This is a genomic window from Anabaena cylindrica UHCC 0172, from assembly GCF_034931625.1.
GTDB lineage: Bacteria > Cyanobacteriota > Cyanobacteriia > Cyanobacteriales > Nostocaceae > Anabaena > Anabaena cylindrica_A.
In genome coordinates this window covers 1-14,971 of sequence record NZ_JAYGGY010000091.1, presented here as the reverse complement: position 1 = coordinate 14,971, position 14,971 = coordinate 1, and the positions used below count along the sequence as shown (strand labels likewise).

At 36.6% G+C, this 14,971-nt stretch carries 16 protein-coding genes and 1 pseudogene; 11 read left to right on the top strand and 6 right to left on the bottom strand.

Annotated features, from left to right (window positions below):
• Window positions 1–198: 198 nt before the first annotated feature.
• The 5 genes from purB (at window position 199) to VB713_RS19865 (ending at window position 4,390) form a co-directional block, all read left to right on the top strand.
• Window positions 199–1,494, top strand: a complete 1,296-nt coding sequence (gene purB, locus VB713_RS19885) for an adenylosuccinate lyase (RefSeq protein WP_323313236.1) — start codon at window positions 199–201, stop codon at window positions 1,492–1,494.
• A gap of 270 nt (window positions 1,495–1,764) precedes the next feature.
• Window positions 1,765–2,019 (top strand): SemiSWEET transporter, encoded by a 255-nt coding sequence (locus tag VB713_RS19880; protein ID WP_323313235.1) that lies wholly within the window; start codon window positions 1,765–1,767, stop codon window positions 2,017–2,019.
• Window positions 2,020–2,034: 15 nt separating this feature from the next.
• Window positions 2,035–3,666, top strand: coding sequence for a radical SAM protein (locus tag VB713_RS19875; protein ID WP_323313234.1), 1,632 nt, complete (start codon window positions 2,035–2,037; stop codon window positions 3,664–3,666).
• Between the two features lie 66 nt (window positions 3,667–3,732).
• Complete coding sequence (locus tag VB713_RS19870) at window positions 3,733–3,921, top strand: CPXCG motif-containing cysteine-rich protein (protein ID WP_015212398.1); 189 nt, start codon at window positions 3,733–3,735, stop codon at window positions 3,919–3,921.
• A gap of 19 nt (window positions 3,922–3,940) precedes the next feature.
• On the top strand, window positions 3,941–4,390 hold the full coding sequence (locus VB713_RS19865) for an SRPBCC family protein (RefSeq protein WP_323313233.1): 450 nt from the start codon (window positions 3,941–3,943) through the stop codon (window positions 4,388–4,390).
• A 7-nt stretch (window positions 4,391–4,397) separates the two neighbouring features.
• Here the strand turns inward: VB713_RS19865 and VB713_RS19860 are convergent, their stop codons facing one another.
• Together VB713_RS19860 and VB713_RS19855 are read right to left on the bottom strand one after the other, a co-directional pair.
• Entirely contained in the window at window positions 4,398–5,162 is a 765-nt protein-coding gene (locus VB713_RS19860) for an RloB family protein (protein WP_323313232.1), read from the bottom strand.
• A gap of 7 nt (window positions 5,163–5,169) precedes the next feature.
• Window positions 5,170–6,366, bottom strand: a complete 1,197-nt coding sequence (locus tag VB713_RS19855; RefSeq protein ID WP_416242460.1) for an AAA family ATPase — start codon at window positions 6,364–6,366, stop codon at window positions 5,170–5,172.
• A gap of 5 nt (window positions 6,367–6,371) precedes the next feature.
• Here VB713_RS19855 and VB713_RS28290 point away from each other — a divergent pair, with 5 nt between their 5' ends.
• A complete protein-coding gene (locus VB713_RS28290) occupies window positions 6,372–6,458 on the top strand; it encodes a DUF1563 domain-containing protein (protein WP_416242459.1) in 87 nt (28 codons plus the stop codon).
• Window positions 6,459–6,580: 122 nt separating this feature from the next.
• Here the strand turns inward: VB713_RS28290 and VB713_RS19850 are convergent, their stop codons facing one another.
• Together VB713_RS19850 and hrcA are read right to left on the bottom strand one after the other, a co-directional pair.
• Complete coding sequence (locus tag VB713_RS19850) at window positions 6,581–7,261, bottom strand: DUF2834 domain-containing protein (protein WP_323313230.1); 681 nt, start codon at window positions 7,259–7,261, stop codon at window positions 6,581–6,583.
• Window positions 7,262–7,273: 12 nt separating this feature from the next.
• On the bottom strand, window positions 7,274–8,368 hold the full coding sequence (hrcA, locus tag VB713_RS19845) for a heat-inducible transcriptional repressor HrcA (protein WP_323313229.1): 1,095 nt from the start codon (window positions 8,366–8,368) through the stop codon (window positions 7,274–7,276).
• A gap of 692 nt (window positions 8,369–9,060) precedes the next feature.
• Between hrcA and VB713_RS19840 the strand changes: the two genes are divergently transcribed.
• Window positions 9,061–10,071, top strand: coding sequence for a class I SAM-dependent methyltransferase (locus VB713_RS19840; RefSeq protein WP_323313228.1), 1,011 nt, complete (start codon window positions 9,061–9,063; stop codon window positions 10,069–10,071).
• Window positions 10,072–10,238: 167 nt separating this feature from the next.
• Here the strand turns inward: VB713_RS19840 and VB713_RS19835 are convergent, their stop codons facing one another.
• The gene (locus VB713_RS19835) at window positions 10,239–10,598 is read right to left on the bottom strand and encodes a rhodanese-like domain-containing protein (protein WP_323313227.1); all 360 of its coding nucleotides are present in this window, start codon (window positions 10,596–10,598) and stop codon (window positions 10,239–10,241) included.
• Window positions 10,599–10,660: 62 nt separating this feature from the next.
• On the opposite strand from VB713_RS19835, the gene VB713_RS19830 reads away from it, so the two are divergent.
• From VB713_RS19830 to VB713_RS19815, 4 genes are all read left to right on the top strand, one after another.
• Window positions 10,661–12,334: a DUF3352 domain-containing protein gene (locus VB713_RS19830; RefSeq protein ID WP_323313226.1), complete on the top strand. Its 1,674-nt coding sequence runs from the start codon at window positions 10,661–10,663 to the stop codon at window positions 12,332–12,334.
• Window positions 12,335–12,456: 122 nt separating this feature from the next.
• Entirely contained in the window at window positions 12,457–12,942 is a 486-nt protein-coding gene (locus VB713_RS19825) for a hypothetical protein (RefSeq protein WP_323313225.1), read from the top strand.
• A 109-nt stretch (window positions 12,943–13,051) separates the two neighbouring features.
• Window positions 13,052–13,804, top strand: coding sequence for a serine O-acetyltransferase (cysE, locus tag VB713_RS19820; protein WP_323313224.1), 753 nt, complete (start codon window positions 13,052–13,054; stop codon window positions 13,802–13,804).
• Between the two features lie 69 nt (window positions 13,805–13,873).
• Window positions 13,874–14,581 carry a L,D-transpeptidase gene (locus tag VB713_RS19815; RefSeq protein ID WP_323313223.1) on the top strand — a complete coding sequence of 236 codons (708 nt, stop codon included), beginning with the start codon at window positions 13,874–13,876 and terminating at the stop codon, window positions 14,579–14,581.
• A gap of 3 nt (window positions 14,582–14,584) precedes the next feature.
• Here the strand turns inward: VB713_RS19815 and VB713_RS19810 are convergent.
• Window positions 14,585–14,920 (bottom strand): annotated as a pseudogene (locus tag VB713_RS19810) (pyridoxamine 5'-phosphate oxidase); the annotation flags it as partial.
• Between the last annotated feature and the right edge of the window lie 51 nt (window positions 14,921–14,971).

Below are 14,971 nucleotides of genomic sequence, written 5' to 3'. Positions count from 1 at the left end.
AAGTTAAGGATAAGTAGTCAAATTAGCTAAAGTAGCGTAAAAACTATCTATATATCTAAGTAAGTCTGCACAATTATAGCTATGCGAATCAAAATTAATAGGCTTTAAACTCTCCTCTTGATGAGCAAAAAGCGGAAGGAACAAATTAGATACCCTAATTAAAATGTAAAATATGACGGTTGTATTATATGCCCGAATGTGATTGAGCGTTATACTTTGCCCGAAATGGGCAATCTTTGGAATGAAGCCTATAAGCTACAAACCTGGCTGCAAGTGGAAATTGCTGTTTGCGAGGCACAGGCTCAATTGGGTTATATTCCATCAGAAGCAGTTGCAGAGATTAAAGCCAAGGCGAATTTTGACCCCCAGCGGGTGCTAGAAATTGAGGCAGAAGTTCGCCATGATATGATCGCTTTTTTGACTAATGTCAATGAATATGTGGGTGAGGCGGGACGCTATATTCATTTGGGTTTAACTAGTTCGGATGTGCTGGATACGGCTTTGGCACTGCAATTGGTTGCTAGTCTGGATCTGTTGTTGCAATGTCTGGAAGATTTAATTCAGGCAATTCGCCATAAGGCTAGAGAACACCGTTATACAGTCATGATTGGGCGATCGCATGGTGTTCACGCTGAACCCATGACTTTTGGCTTTAAGTTAGCCGGGTGGTTGGCGGAAGTGTTGCGACACCAAGAACGCTTGCGAATTCTCCGGGGAACCATCGCTGTGGGTAAGATTTCCGGTGCGGTGGGAACTTATGCGAATATTGAACCGCGTGTAGAAGCGATCGCTTGTCAAAAACTCGGACTCAAACCCGATACTGCCTCAACTCAAGTTATTTCCCGCGATATTCATGCCGATTATGTGCAGCAATTGGCCTTGGTTGCCGCATCTATTGAACGCTTTGCTGTAGAAATCCGCAATCTCCAAAAAACAGACGTTTTGGAAGTTGAAGAATTTTTCGCCAAAGGTCAAAAAGGCTCTAGTGCGATGCCACACAAACGCAATCCCATTCGTTCCGAACGACTAACAGGGATGGCGCGATTAGTCAGAAGTCATGCAGGTGCAGCTTTAGAAAACGTCGCTTTATGGCACGAACGAGATATTTCTCACAGTTCCGTCGAACGGGTAGTTTTACCAGATGCCTGCATTTTGACCCACTTTATGCTGCATGAAATCACCGACTTGGTGACAAATCTGCTGGTTTATCCCCAGAATATGGAACGGAATCTTAACTGCTATGGTGGCGTAGTTTTCAGCCAAAAAGTTCTGTTGACTTTAATAGACAAAGGACTCAACCGCGAAGAAGCTTATGCGATCGTCCAACAAAGCGCCCACACTGCTTGGAACAAACCAGAAGGCAATTTCCGCGATTTGATTAGCAAAGACCCTCGTGTCACCGAAAAGTTGTCACCAACAGAAATAGATGCCTGTTTTGACCCACAGCAGCATCTCAGACATTTAGATCAGGTTTATCAACGATTGGGTATTTAAATTTCAGATTCAGGAGTCGAACTAGAAGTGAAAAACCAAGCTTCTAATGTTATCTCTAATCAGGTAATAATTTTGACTCCTGGATTCTTGACGGCGCTTCTTCCCACATTCCCCAAACAGCGAGCTAGATGGTTCGTATATTAACTTATCTTGATTTGTCTCACTTGAACATCCTCCCACATATTAAATAAATCCCCTTGTCAATAGGGTTTAAGATTCGCTCACCCTGTAGGTCATAACTATGATATGTATGTAAATAAATTATTAATTATGGATTTTATCACCCTTTTAGGATTAGCCGCAGGTTCATTGACAACGATCGCTTTCTTACCCCAGATGTTGAAAATCTGGAAGACAAAATCAGCTAAAGATGTTTCTTTCGTGATGCTGATTACTTTTATGATAGGTTTATTTCTGTGGTTAATCTATGGGATCATTCTTGGTGCTGTACCCATTATTATGGCTAATGGTGTAACTTTATTTTTCAATTTTATTATTCTCTGGCTTAAAATTAAATATAGATAACTTTTTGATAAACCTGTGACATCATCTGTATTTGACTCTGAACGCCTTCTATTCACACCTGCAAACCCTTATAATGACGCTATTCCACTGATTTTTGCTTTTCCCAATGAGTACACGGTGGGCATAACTAGCCTTGGCTATCAGGTGGTGTGGGCGACTCTAGCCATGCGTGATGATTTGCAGGTAAGTCGCTTATTTACCGATATTCAAGAACAACTTCCCAGACAACCAGAAATACTAGGCTTCTCTATGTCTTGGGAATTAGATTATGTGAATATTTTCAATTTATTGGAATCTTTAGGAATCCCCCTCCGGGCTATTTTGCGTAATAAACAACATCCCTTAGTTTTTGGAGGTGGACCAGTTCTCACAGCTAACCCAGAACCTTTTGCTGAATTTTTTGATGTGATTTTATTGGGAGACGGGGAAAATCTGTTGGGGAATTTTATTGATGTTTATAAAGAAGTTAGGAACGCTGATAGAGAAACTCAATTAAAAAGATTAGCCCAAGTACCAGGAATTTATATTCCTAGTTTGTATGCGGTTGAATATGAAACAAAAGATGGAGAAATAAAATCAATCAATCCTATTTCGACGGAAATTCCCCAAGTTGTGCAAAAGCAAACTTACCGAGGAAATACTCTCTCTGCTTCTACTGTTGTCACAGAAAAAGCCGCATGGGAAAATATTTTTATGGTGGAAGTGGTGCGGAGTTGTCCAGAAATGTGCCGCTTTTGTTTAGCAAGTTATTTAACTTTACCTTTTAGAACTGCAAGTTTAGAAAACTCTTTAATTCCTGCTATTGAACGGGGTTTAAAAGTTACTAAACGTCTAGGTTTATTAGGCGCTTCAGTTACTCAACATCCTGAATTTACAGAGTTATTAGATTATATTAGTCAGCCAAAATATGATGATGTACGCTTGAGTGTTGCTTCGGTAAGGACGAATACGGTAACGGTAAAATTAGCCCAAACTTTAGCGAAACGAGACACGCGATCGCTTACTATTGCGATAGAAAGTGGTTCGGATAAATTACGCCAGATTATAAATAAGAAGTTATATAACGATGAAATTATCCAAGCGGCTATAAATGCTAAAGCTGGTGGTTTATCGAGTTTGAAGTTATACGGAATGGCAGGAATTCCTGGGGAAGAAGAGGAAGACTTGGAGGAAACGGTGTCAATGATGAAGGCTGTTAAAAAAGCTGCACCTGGTTTGCGGTTAACGCTGGGGTGTAGTACTTTTGTCCCTAAGTCACACACACCTTTTCAATGGTTTGGAGTCAATAAGCAAGCGGAGAAACGGTTACAGTTTTTGCAAAAACACCTAAAACCCCAAGGGATAGAGTTTCGTCCAGAAAGCTATAATTGGTCAATTATACAGGCTTTGTTATCGAGGGGCGATCGCAGAATTTCCCATCTGCTAGAATTAACTCGTGACTTTGGTGACTCTTTAGGTAGTTACAAACGTGCTTTTAAGCAACTCAAAGGGCAAATTCCCGATTTAGATTTTTACGTCCACGCTAACTGGTCAACTGAGCAGGTTTTACCTTGGAGTCACTTGCAAGGACCTCTACCTGAGTCTACACTACAAAAGCATTTGAGTGAAGCTATGGGTCATTTTCGCTCTGGGTTGGAAGTGAAATAAACGCAGAGGAACGCGGAGGTTAACGCAAAGGTACGCAGAGTTATATTATTGAGATAATATCTAGAGATGCAAAACACATCAGAGTTTTATTGTGCTTATTGTGGTGAACCAAATTTAACTTTTATTGATTTTAGTGCTGGAATGCAACAAAGTTATATAGAAGATTGTCAGGTTTGCTGTCGTCCTAATGTTTTGTATGTCAGGATTGATGAAGATACACTAGATATTGAAATTGATAGTGAATACGAAGGCTAATTTTTAGGTTTTTCTTTCCATGCTGCATTTTAAACATTCCTCAATTATTAACGCACCAGTAGAAGTAGTTTGGAAATTTCATGAAAGGTCAGATATTTTACAATTACTCACCCCACCTTGGCAACCAGTTCAAGTAATTCGTCGTGAAGGGGGACTAAATGAGGGTGCAATTACTGAATTTCGCTTGTTTATTGGGCTTTTACCTTTGACTTGGTTAGCACGTCACACTGGCTTTGAAAAATATAAACTGTTTACTGATAAACAAATATCTGGGCCTTTTGAGTCTTGGGTACATCGTCATGAATTTGAAACGGAAAATGGCAAGACTAGATTAACTGATAACATTTCTTTTTCTCTGCCTGGTGGTGATGCTGTGGAATTTGTCAGTGGTTGGTTAGTACAGGTGCAATTAGAAGCGATGTTTCGATATCGTCATTTTGTCACAAAAAGGGAATGTGAATCAAAATAACTAATTATCAATCATCTAGATTGATAAACAGTTGTGTTAATTTTTCTAGCAACTTGTAAACCTCTGTACCAATTTTTTGATCTGGATAATCTGAATCATTAGGATTACATCCACCTAGTATTTTTGCTCTAGGAATTGCTTGAGGTATATATTCAATTAATTTCTCGTAATATGGTTGATGCTTTTCTTGATGAATACCAGGTAAGAGTTTACGTTTACATATTCCTGGTCTTTTTTTTATGGGATGTTTTAAGATATAATCATTTAAACTTTCAGTTAATGTTTCTCCTAAAACACAGTCTTTTAAAGTAGTGTTTAAATCAACGAAGTGAAGAATTAACCAAATTTCAAAACATGGGTTACTTAAACCTAGTTTATAAAGAGAACTTTCTAAACATTTTTTATTAATTTTGTCAATAGCTGCTTTACGATTATCATATTCATCTGTATCAACTATTAACCATAACTCATCATAATTTTCTTTGGGTTGATATTTTTGTTTTAGTACTTCCAGAAAGCTATCTAAAGTTTCCAATACGATATCAGCGTGAGAATTTCCAGCTTTAGATTCTTCTCTGTCTATAAACTCTACATATAAATTACTCATCTGAAATTCTTCAGCATATTTAGTTTTTAAGGCACGGAAATATTTGTATTCAGTTTTATCACCTTCCGCAACTATTACATATAATTTCCATTTTCCATCTGGACTACATTTGCTATCAATCTCAATTGATATCCGCTGATAATCAGTATTTCTCTCCCTACCCATATTATTTTTATTTACTCCAACCCAGTGCTGTTAAATCTTTAATAAAAGGTATAGCACCAAATCTACCATTAAGATATCCAGCAACTAAATCTAAATCTTCAACATCTGTATTTGCTAAAGAATATAGTATTGATTGTCCATACTTATCTTTTTCTACAAACCAAATTTCATCTTTTCTAAAAACATTTTTGATATCTAATAAATTGACTTCATGTGTTGACGCTATTAACTGACTATTTGAATTTTTATATTCAGTATTGTTTAAAAAATGGTCAAACAGTTTATAAATCAGTAAAGAATGTAAACTTCTTTCAATTTCATCTATTACATAAACAGCGTTTCCAGTCGCTAAATGTATGAGTATAGGAAATAAATCTATTAATCTTTGTGTACCATCAGATTCCTCAGATATTTTGAATTTAACTTCATTATGTTCTTTATCATCTCTGATGATTGATATATCTAATACAACTAATTCCTCTGTTGCATCTTTAACCCTAGCAATAATACTTTTATAATTGGGTATAAAAAGCATCGAATTTTCACTTTCTTCATAAGGAAAGACTTTCTTTATTTCATCTTTATCATGTGTTTCTATTTCTTTGTCATCTTCTAAAGCAGTTTCCGTAATACTAATTTTTTTTATCCCCAAATCTAACGATGATAGAAATTTACTCAACGAATCTTGAACTCGTTGATCGAGAAAAGGTAATGCAAGAGGTTTATCATTTGGAAAGATAATTGTCAAAACATTACTAAACCATTTATATATTATTTCTAATTGATTAATTTCCCGTTCCTGAGAGTTAGTAAGAAAAAGTAAATTTCCTCTTGTGCTATCTGCTTCATAGTGAATCCTATTTTTTTCATATTCTGAAATATTGGCAAATATATGATGATGAAAATTAAATTCAATTTTTTTTCCTGTTCTTTCATAAATAGAAGTTTCTATGTTTAACCCTATTTCAAACAACCATTCTTCATGAATTTTATGTTTATCAATTAAAAATCCATAAGCATATTGCTTATTTTGATATCTAAACTCAAACTCAAACCTTGATGGCTTATTGAAACAAGTTTTATCTAATTTGAAGTTATCAATATTTATATTTTTATTCTTTTCTATTCCTTTAACTATGAAATCTTTAGCAAACTTCATAGCTTTAATAAGATTAGATTTTCCAGAAGCATTAGCACCATATATAATTGATGATCTTAATAACTTTATTGATTCTTCAGATTCTCCCCCAACTATATGATGACTATGCTGAGTATCATTTGAAGCAATCATATTAAAATCGACCCTTTTGTTAAAGGATAGAAAATTTTCTACTGTGAATCTAATTAACATATTACTGGAAATTTAAGTATCTAACCAATTGTCTTAATCATACTTGTAAACTAATTTTCATGTTAAATTATTTTGTTAATGTTGCTTGCTGATTATCAATTAACGCTACATTCTCTTCTTTCAAAGGTGGCCGCACACACAAATAAATCAACGCACCAAACAAAGGAATAAAAGCAAATAACCAAAATAATTGATTATCTTTCCAACCCCGTCGTGTCATATCATCTCCTAGCAATGCGGAAAATAATAGACTCAACATACAAAAATCTAAACTCATGACATGAATAAAACGGCTAATTTGCCATTGTTGGATAAAATCTCCCCAGTTTCCTTGTAAACCATATATAAATAAAATACCTGCACCTAAAGTTAACAAAATTCCTGTTATACGAGAATCAAATATTTTGAGAAATAGATTTTTTTTACCTACAAAATTTTGATTTTGTTCTCTTAAAGCTAAATATGGCAAAAGTGCAAAAGCACCAACTGCAAAAGAAGCTGTCGCAAATGGCCAAGCGCGAATTTTTTGCCCTCTACCATCTATAAATAATAGGGAACTATAGATTAAAGGCCAAATACCCATGATATTAAATAAGGCAATTATTATAGGATTAATATCTTGCCAATTACCTATAGATAGATTTTTAATTAACTCTAAACTTTCTGGGAAATTATCAGGAGGAGCAAAGAAAAAGGCATAGGAAATAAATCCTAGCCATAACAAACCAAAAGAAATTTTTCTCAACATGATTTAGACCATTTAACTAAAAGCTTCTGAGAGATAGTCTGCTGCTGCGGCTACAACTGCGATCGCACTTTCATAGTCTAAACGAGTTGGTCCTAAAACTCCCACACTCCCCACTGGTATAGAACCCCGACGATAGGTAGAAGAAATTAAAGTACAACCACGAATTGGTTCTAGTGGGTTTTCTGCACCAATGCGAACCATTACCCTTGATTTACCAGTTTCCTCTGTTTCTGGTTCCTCACATATTAAACGCCACAACTGTTCCTGTTCTTCTTCCAAAAGATGGATGATAGTTTGCACTTGTTGCAATTGAGAAAATTCTGGTTGACGTAAAACCTCTCCCACACCCCGCACCATAATTTGTGTTGCAGTTGGTGCAGTGCGACGTGCTAACTCTGCAATTGAATTTTTCAAAAATTCCCCATAGCGTTGGAACTCTTGATCTAATTCACTCCAGTCAAGTTTGGCTAACTCCAACAAACTCCGTCCGCGTAAGTGGCTATTTAGAAAGTTGGATACAATTTGCAACTCATGATCAATTACCTCAGGATCAGGTTTAGTTTCTGACGACGCAGTGAATAAATCCATCACCTTAGAATGCGTTTCATAACCATCTGTCACCACAATCAGCATAATTGTACCAGGCTCAATCTGCACTAATTGCAAATGTCGTAACTGTGCAGTAGTTGGTTGTGGCATGGTAATCAAAGTAATGCAGCCACTCAAAGTCGCTAAAATTTGTGCAGCACCTTGCAATAGAGCTTCCAAACTCCAATCTTCCCAAGGTCGAAGTTGTTGTAATACTGTTTCTACTTCTTTAGTTAAAGCTTCTGTTCGCATACCATCTCGGAAAGAAGGTGTAATTAATTGGTCAACATAAATGCGATAACCAGAATCAGAAGGTATCCTTCCCGCAGAAATGTGTGGTTGGTAAAGTAAACCAGATTTTTCTAGAACACCCATGACATTGCGAATAGTCGCGGAACTAACACCAAGATCAAACTCCTCAATTAGAGCTTTAGAACCAACAGGTTCTGCGGTAGCAATGTAGTGGCGTACAGTTGCCCAAAGTATATGCTGTTGTCGATTTGTCAGCTGGACTTGCATAGGTGATATTTTACTGAAGGCAAATTTTAATCAAAGGTTGAAAGAATATTGTGGCTAGAACTGCAAAGCAAAAAAAGGTTAATAATTATTTAATTAAGATAGCAAATTATAAACTTATGTTGTGTTCATTAAACACAAAATTTATCTTCAGTATTTATTTTAGTATGCTTTTTATGATCATTGAAAACAAAAAATAGGATAAATTTTCATCTTCTTCTGTAAGTAGAATAACATAAATAATTAAAGATTTGTAGTGAGGTTTTTAGACCTCAAAGTAGGGCTGAAGACCCCACTAAGAGGCAATTTCAAAATTTGTTACCTTATTTAACATAGTTTGATTTATTTCCGCCTACTTACTTAGTATCTCATAGTCCATCAACAATAAGCTGTGACTTTAGTTACAAAATATTACTTTCTATCTGTTCATATAAATATAAGACCGTTGTGATTATATTTACATAAGACTTTGCCAGTGGAGTTTTTAAAAGGGAACAGGGAACAGAAGAGAAAAATATTCTTCCTCCTGACTCCTGACTCCTGACTCCTGACTCCTGACTTCTGACTCCTGACTCCTGACTCCTGACTTCTGACTCCTGACTCCTGAATTCTTACTTAATCATATCTTGTTCTAAAAGCCAGCAATAACCAATTATCGCTGCTATAGTAACTTAATAATATTTCCTCAAATACTTATGTCATTGAATAAATTTCTCAAAAATATCATTATTAAATTACTGACTGGGGGAGTAGAACCTGACTATGCTGAACTGGCTAATCAGCTAACTTTAGCAGATGCTATTGCCAAAATTGACTGGCTTTTTAATTGCGAATCTGTCTTAAAGGAATTTGATTCAGAGGCTACTATATCTTACTATACTCAAAGTGAGTGGGGTTATAAAATCTATCACTCTGGACAAGATGCTATCCATATGGCGTTGAACTTTGATGGTGTATTTGATCCAGATGGTTACTACGTTCAACCACGAGCAGTTGCTGAACAAATCCGTGAACTTGAGGCAGAAAATGTTTTAGAATTAGGATGCGGTAAAGGATTTAATAGCTGTTTTTTAGCAGAGCAGTATCCAAAAGTAAACTTCACTGGAATTGATTTAACTCCATCACATATAAAAATAGCAAATCGAAAATCACAGAAATATTCTAACCTATCTTTTCAAGAAGGTAACTTTAATCAATTAAACTTTTTAGATCAATCATTTGATATTGTTTTTGCTTTTGAGTGTTTATGTCACGCATCTGAAACCGAAATACCACTAGCAGAAATTTTTCGTGTGCTGCGCCCAGGTGGACAATTAATTATATTCGATGGCTATCGAAAAATTAAACTGGAACAACTTCCTAAATTACTTCAAACTGCAACTCAACTTGTAGAAGTATCAATGGCAGTTCGTCATGGATTTTCAGAAATTGATGATTGGAATGCGATCGCACATTCAGTTGGTTTTCGAGTTCTAGCTATTGAAGATGTTTCTTCAGCAATTCAGCCTACTCTATCAAAATTACAAAAATTATCTCTGAAACTTTTTTACTTGTCTTGGCAAGTCAAAATACTTACTTTTTTGTTACCTAAATATTTAGTGAGAAATTCAATTGCAGGTCTTTTAATGCCTTTCACTGTCAGCCCTAAAGGAGAAGCTTTCGGATATTATAAATTAATTTTAGAACACCCTTTAAAAGAGGGTTAATCAGGAGACAAGGAGGAGACTCAAACATATTCTTCTTGTTCTTCTTGCTTCTGACTCCTGATTCTTCATATCTTGCACCTTTTCAATAATCACTGGTGAGCAATATCCACTCTACAAAATTATTAGGGAATAATCAGGGTTATGATGATGCAAGATATGAATATTGCCTAATATTGTGGGACTGAAGAATCAACTAAGATAGAGTAAGCAGAAATACCGCCCGTAATATTTTTAACATTTGTAAATCCTTGAGCAACTAACCATTGACACATCTGGGCAGAACGTACACCATGATGACACAAAACCAGGGTTTCTGCATGAGGATCAAAGCGGGTAGGGACTTGCTCACCCCATGCGGCAAAATCACTCAGGGGCAGGTTGACAAAGCCTTCTAGACTTGATATTTCGACTTCTTGGGGTTCGCGCACATCCATCAGTTGCATACTAGAATCACCTGTGGCAAGACGTTGTGCTAGTTCTTCTACGCTAATTGAGGCAAAGGGTTGAACAAAAGATGTACCTGTCATGTAGTTTTTCTAAACGATCCTATACTATTCATGTTGGCAGAAAAGCTGGAAAATAGGTTTAAGTGAATAGTCAGCGCTCATTTTTTGGTTTCCTAGTAGCTGGTGTTATCGTCTTGCTACTAATTGGTATGGCTGGCTTTTATTGGTTTTTCGGTAAAAGTCCATTCAACCTCAGTGTTCCTAAGTCTGAACCTGGGGCTGCTATATTTGTGTCAAAAATGTCACCTGTGATGGTGTCATTATTAATAAATCCCGACGGTTTGCAAGCAATAGACGAAAAAGGGGATATTTCCAAGGTCAAGAACAGTTTATTGGCTAAAAGTAATATAGATTTCCAAGATGATATCAAACCTTGGCTAAGTAATGAAATTACACTGGCTGTAATTAGTGAAGATATAGACCGTGATTCAGAAAACGGACTGCAACCGGGGTATCTGATGGCGCTTTCTACGGAGAAGCCAGAAAAAGGCCGTGAGTTTGTAGAGTTGTTATTCTCTAAACGGGCTTTAGCTGGAGCAAATTTGGCTGTTGAACAATACAAAGGTGTGAAGTTGCTTTCTGATACTCAAGAAGTAACAACACCTGAAAAAATTCAAAATGGTTTAGCTGGTGCGATTGTTGATAATTTTGTTTTGTTTGCTAATGATGCTAAGGTTTTACGAGAAGCGATTAATAATGTTCAAGCACCGCAATTGAATTTGAGTGATGCTCCCGAATATCAAAAAGCTGTTCAAGAATTGCCCAAAGATGCTGTAGCTGTAGCTTTTTTGAATCTGCCTATAGTTGCTAAGTGGCAAGGGTTGGAGTTAGTAGAATCAACCTATAATAGCCAAATTGTTTCTTTAGTATTAAATCCCCAAGGATTGCTGGCGGAAAGTACATTTTTAGCAACGACGGAAGTTACTCCTTCATCTCCATTATTGTCTAAACCTGTGGGTGCATTGCACTATATTCCCAAATCAGCAGGTTTGGCTGTTGCTGGGGTGAATTTAAGTAATTTAGGTGAAAGCGATTTAGCAAAACTGTGGAAACAAGGAACAGCAACAATCTACGGTTCTGAGGAACAGGCTATTTCTCGCTGGGTTAAACCTTTGGTGGATTTCCAAAAACGCTGGAATCTCAACTTGAGTGAGGATATTTTTAGTTGGGTAACAGGAGAATATGCGATCGCATCCCTCACTGAAGATAACCCACTTTTATCCAATCAAGCAAATTGGATGCTTGTGGTGGAAAAAACGCCGCAATTAGCAACAGGTATAGCTAGGTTAGATAACATCGCTATCAACAATGGTTTTAATGTTAGTTCTCTCATTCTCAACAAGCAAAAAGTCTCCGCGTGGACAGAGTTAACTGCTACGACAGAAGACAAATTAGCCGTCAACGTCGAAGCCAAAATCGGAGGAGTGCATACAACCATTGATAATTATGAAATTTTTACCTCAGACCTAGCAACAATGGAGAAAATTCTTACACATCAAGAAAATTCTCTCGTTGATGATCGCAATTTTCAGAATAGTATTGCTACCTTCCCCCAATCCAATCAAGGATACATATATATTGACTGGAAAAAGAGTAAAAATATACTCGAAGGTCAGCTACCGATTCTTAAATTTGTGGAAGTGTTAGGAAAACCACTCTTTGATAATCTGCGATCGCTTACAGTCAGTAGTTATGGTAGTGAAGCAGGAACTCTCAAAGGTGGTGTTTTCTTGCAGCTTAATCGCTTCACCAAATAAATATCAATAGAAAAGTGCTATTTGTGTCACATTTCCATGTGACACAAGTACTAGCAATCGGCTATTTTTTCACATAAAATTAGTATATATAGTCACAAAAATCAACATCTGGGAGAGCTAACATGAAGGATCGTCACTTCTGGCTTCACTTTCGAGGTGGCTTGCTGTTAGCTACAATTATCACCATAATAGCTACACCTGTAGCCGCAGAGACAGCAAATTTTGGAACTCTGAAGTTATTACCAGGTTTTGAACCAGGACAAGGAACTGTAACTGGTTATACAGGTGGATCTTATTCATTATCTGCCATGAGCAACCGCGATCGCGATAAAAATATTTGCATCGGCTTTGGTGATCCCAATCCTGATCACATCCTCGTCTTAGAAAAAGATTTCGATCAACTGAAAATACTAGTTAAGAGTGGCTATGACACCACTTTATTTATCCAAGGCCCAGACGACGAAACAATTCGTTGCGGTGATGATACAGGTAGAAGCAAAGATGCTAGTGTGATTGGCAGCAAATGGAAACGTGGCAAATATCGCGTTTGGGTAGGTACATTTAATCGCGGATTTAAGCATAACTACACTTTGACTGTAGAGCAATAATTCGTAATTATCAATTACCACCCAGTTCCTAATCCCCAATCATTCATTAATGACCAAGTAACGATAATATGGGAGAGTAGCTTGTCTTGCTCTCCAAGGGTACTATCTCGTGCTATCTACACTAAGTGCCGATTTTCGCATCATCTTTGAACGCGACCCCGCAGCCCGGAATTGGTTGGAAGTCCTGTTTTGCTATCCGGGTTTGCAAGCCTTAATCTTCCATCGGTTAGCTCATTGGCTGCGTAGTATTAGTATTCCCTTTTTCCCACGGCTGATTTCTCACATAGCTCGATTCTTAACAGGCATTGAAATTCACCCAGGGGCTGTCATTGGTCAAGGCGTATTTATTGACCACGGAATGGGAGTAGTTATTGGTGAAACAGCCATTGTCGGCGACTATGCCTTAATCTATCAAGGTGTCACCCTTGGGGGTACTGGTAAAGAAAGCGGCAAACGTCACCCCACATTAGGCGAAAATGTCGTCGTTGGCGCTGGTGCAAAAGTTTTAGGAAATATCCAAATTGGTAATAATGTCCGCATTGGTGCAGGTTCAGTTGTTTTGAGAGATGTTCCTTCTAGTTGCACAGTTGTAGGCGTACCAGGTCGCATTATCTATCGTGCTGGCGTTCGAGTTTCCCCTCTAGAACACAACAACTTACCAGATTCAGAAGCTCAAGTAATTCGCACCTTAGTTGACCGCATTGAAGCACTTGAAGAACAAATTCAAGCTCTCCAAACTCCGGCAAAAACTCCAGTTTTAGCAGGTAACTTTATTCAAGAGAATGAATTACCAAAAGAACACAACTTTTGTAATATTAGAGATAAAAATATCCAAGAATTTTTTGATGGTGCGGGAATTTAAAAAAGTAGATTTGGGTTTTTCCCGCCCATTCATTAATTGAGATTTTTGATTTTTGGATAATTAAAAAATATGCCAATCATCAATACAGAAGCACTAACAAAAAATGTCAAACAACATGGAATAATATTCAGTATTCCCTTGTTTTTTATTGCTGGTTCTATATTTTATTGGCTGCTACTACGAGTAGGTCTAATATTTCCAGTTACAGAAATTCCTGAGATTTTATGTATTTACAATTGCAAATTAGAACAAAAAATACATAAACCTATAATTGGAGATGAATTATTAAATTATGACCAACCAATAGAAAAATTAATTACAAAACCTATCAATAAACAGAAAATCTCTATTTTAATTGAGAAATCCCAACACAGATTAACGCTTTATTATAACCTCAGTCCCATCAAATCCTATCCAGTGGTTTTTGGTGCTAACCCGACAGGTGACAAACAAAGAGAAGGTGACAAAAAAACACCAGAAGGAATTTTACAAATTCAAGACCTTTATCCGCACCCCCAATGGTCAAAATTTATGTGGTTGAATTACCCTCATCCTCAATCTTGGCGTAAGCATTTTCAAGCTAAAATAAATGGTGAATTAGCTTGGTATATTCCTATTGGTGGTCAAGTAGGTATTCATGGTGTACCTGCGGGTGCAGATGAAATGATTGATGCACGCAATAACTGGACTTTAGGCTGTCCTTCTTTAAAAAATAAAGATGTAGATGAGATATATCAATTAGTCCAGAAAGGTACTGTTGTGGAAATTTTGCCTTAATGTTTAAGGATTAATTTCTTGACAATACCAACTTTGATTTTCATCAAGTTGATAAAAAGTTCTATTTTGTGGTTCCCCTCGCAATTCCAAATGATCTACTTGTGTAGGTTCAAGTAATAATAAACAAAAAGTTTCTACTGATTGAATAGGATCTGGTGCCGGTGGTGAAAAAGCTTCTGGAGTTCTTACTCTTATCTCACCCGGATTAGGCCAAGCAAATTGTAATCTAGCTGTATCACTTAATTCTTGCCACATTTTGATTCTTGCAGATTGTAAATGTGGATGAGAATTAGCAGCAACTAAAATTAATTTTCCAGTAATCCGAAATTGTTCTCTAGACATCTCCGAAAAACAATTAAATTATGCTATAAGAATATAAAATAATATTTT

What these genes read in the sequence shown, in the direction of transcription:
- VB713_RS19825 (WP_323313225.1), top strand. Translation starts at nt 12,457, where the DNA reads ATGAAGGATCGTCACTTCTGGCTTCACTTTCGAGGTGGCTTGCTGTTA.
- VB713_RS19870 (WP_015212398.1), top strand. Translation starts at nt 3,733, where the DNA reads ATGCAAAACACATCAGAGTTTTATTGTGCTTATTGTGGTGAACCAAAT.
- VB713_RS19840 (WP_323313228.1), top strand. Translation starts at nt 9,061, where the DNA reads ATGTCATTGAATAAATTTCTCAAAAATATCATTATTAAATTACTGACT.
- VB713_RS28290 (WP_416242459.1), top strand. Translation starts at nt 6,372, where the DNA reads ATGATCTTAATAACTTTATTGATTCTTCAGATTCTCCCCCAACTATAT.
- VB713_RS19850 (WP_323313230.1), bottom strand. Translation starts at nt 7,261, where the DNA reads ATGTTGAGAAAAATTTCTTTTGGTTTGTTATGGCTAGGATTTATTTCC.
- hrcA (WP_323313229.1), bottom strand. Translation starts at nt 8,368, where the DNA reads ATGCAAGTCCAGCTGACAAATCGACAACAGCATATACTTTGGGCAACT.
- VB713_RS19835 (WP_323313227.1), bottom strand. Translation starts at nt 10,598, where the DNA reads ATGACAGGTACATCTTTTGTTCAACCCTTTGCCTCAATTAGCGTAGAA.
- VB713_RS19865 (WP_323313233.1), top strand. Translation starts at nt 3,941, where the DNA reads ATGCTGCATTTTAAACATTCCTCAATTATTAACGCACCAGTAGAAGTA.
- VB713_RS19860 (WP_323313232.1), bottom strand. Translation starts at nt 5,162, where the DNA reads ATGGGTAGGGAGAGAAATACTGATTATCAGCGGATATCAATTGAGATT.
- VB713_RS19880 (WP_323313235.1), top strand. Translation starts at nt 1,765, where the DNA reads ATGGATTTTATCACCCTTTTAGGATTAGCCGCAGGTTCATTGACAACG.
- VB713_RS19815 (WP_323313223.1), top strand. Translation starts at nt 13,874, where the DNA reads ATGCCAATCATCAATACAGAAGCACTAACAAAAAATGTCAAACAACAT.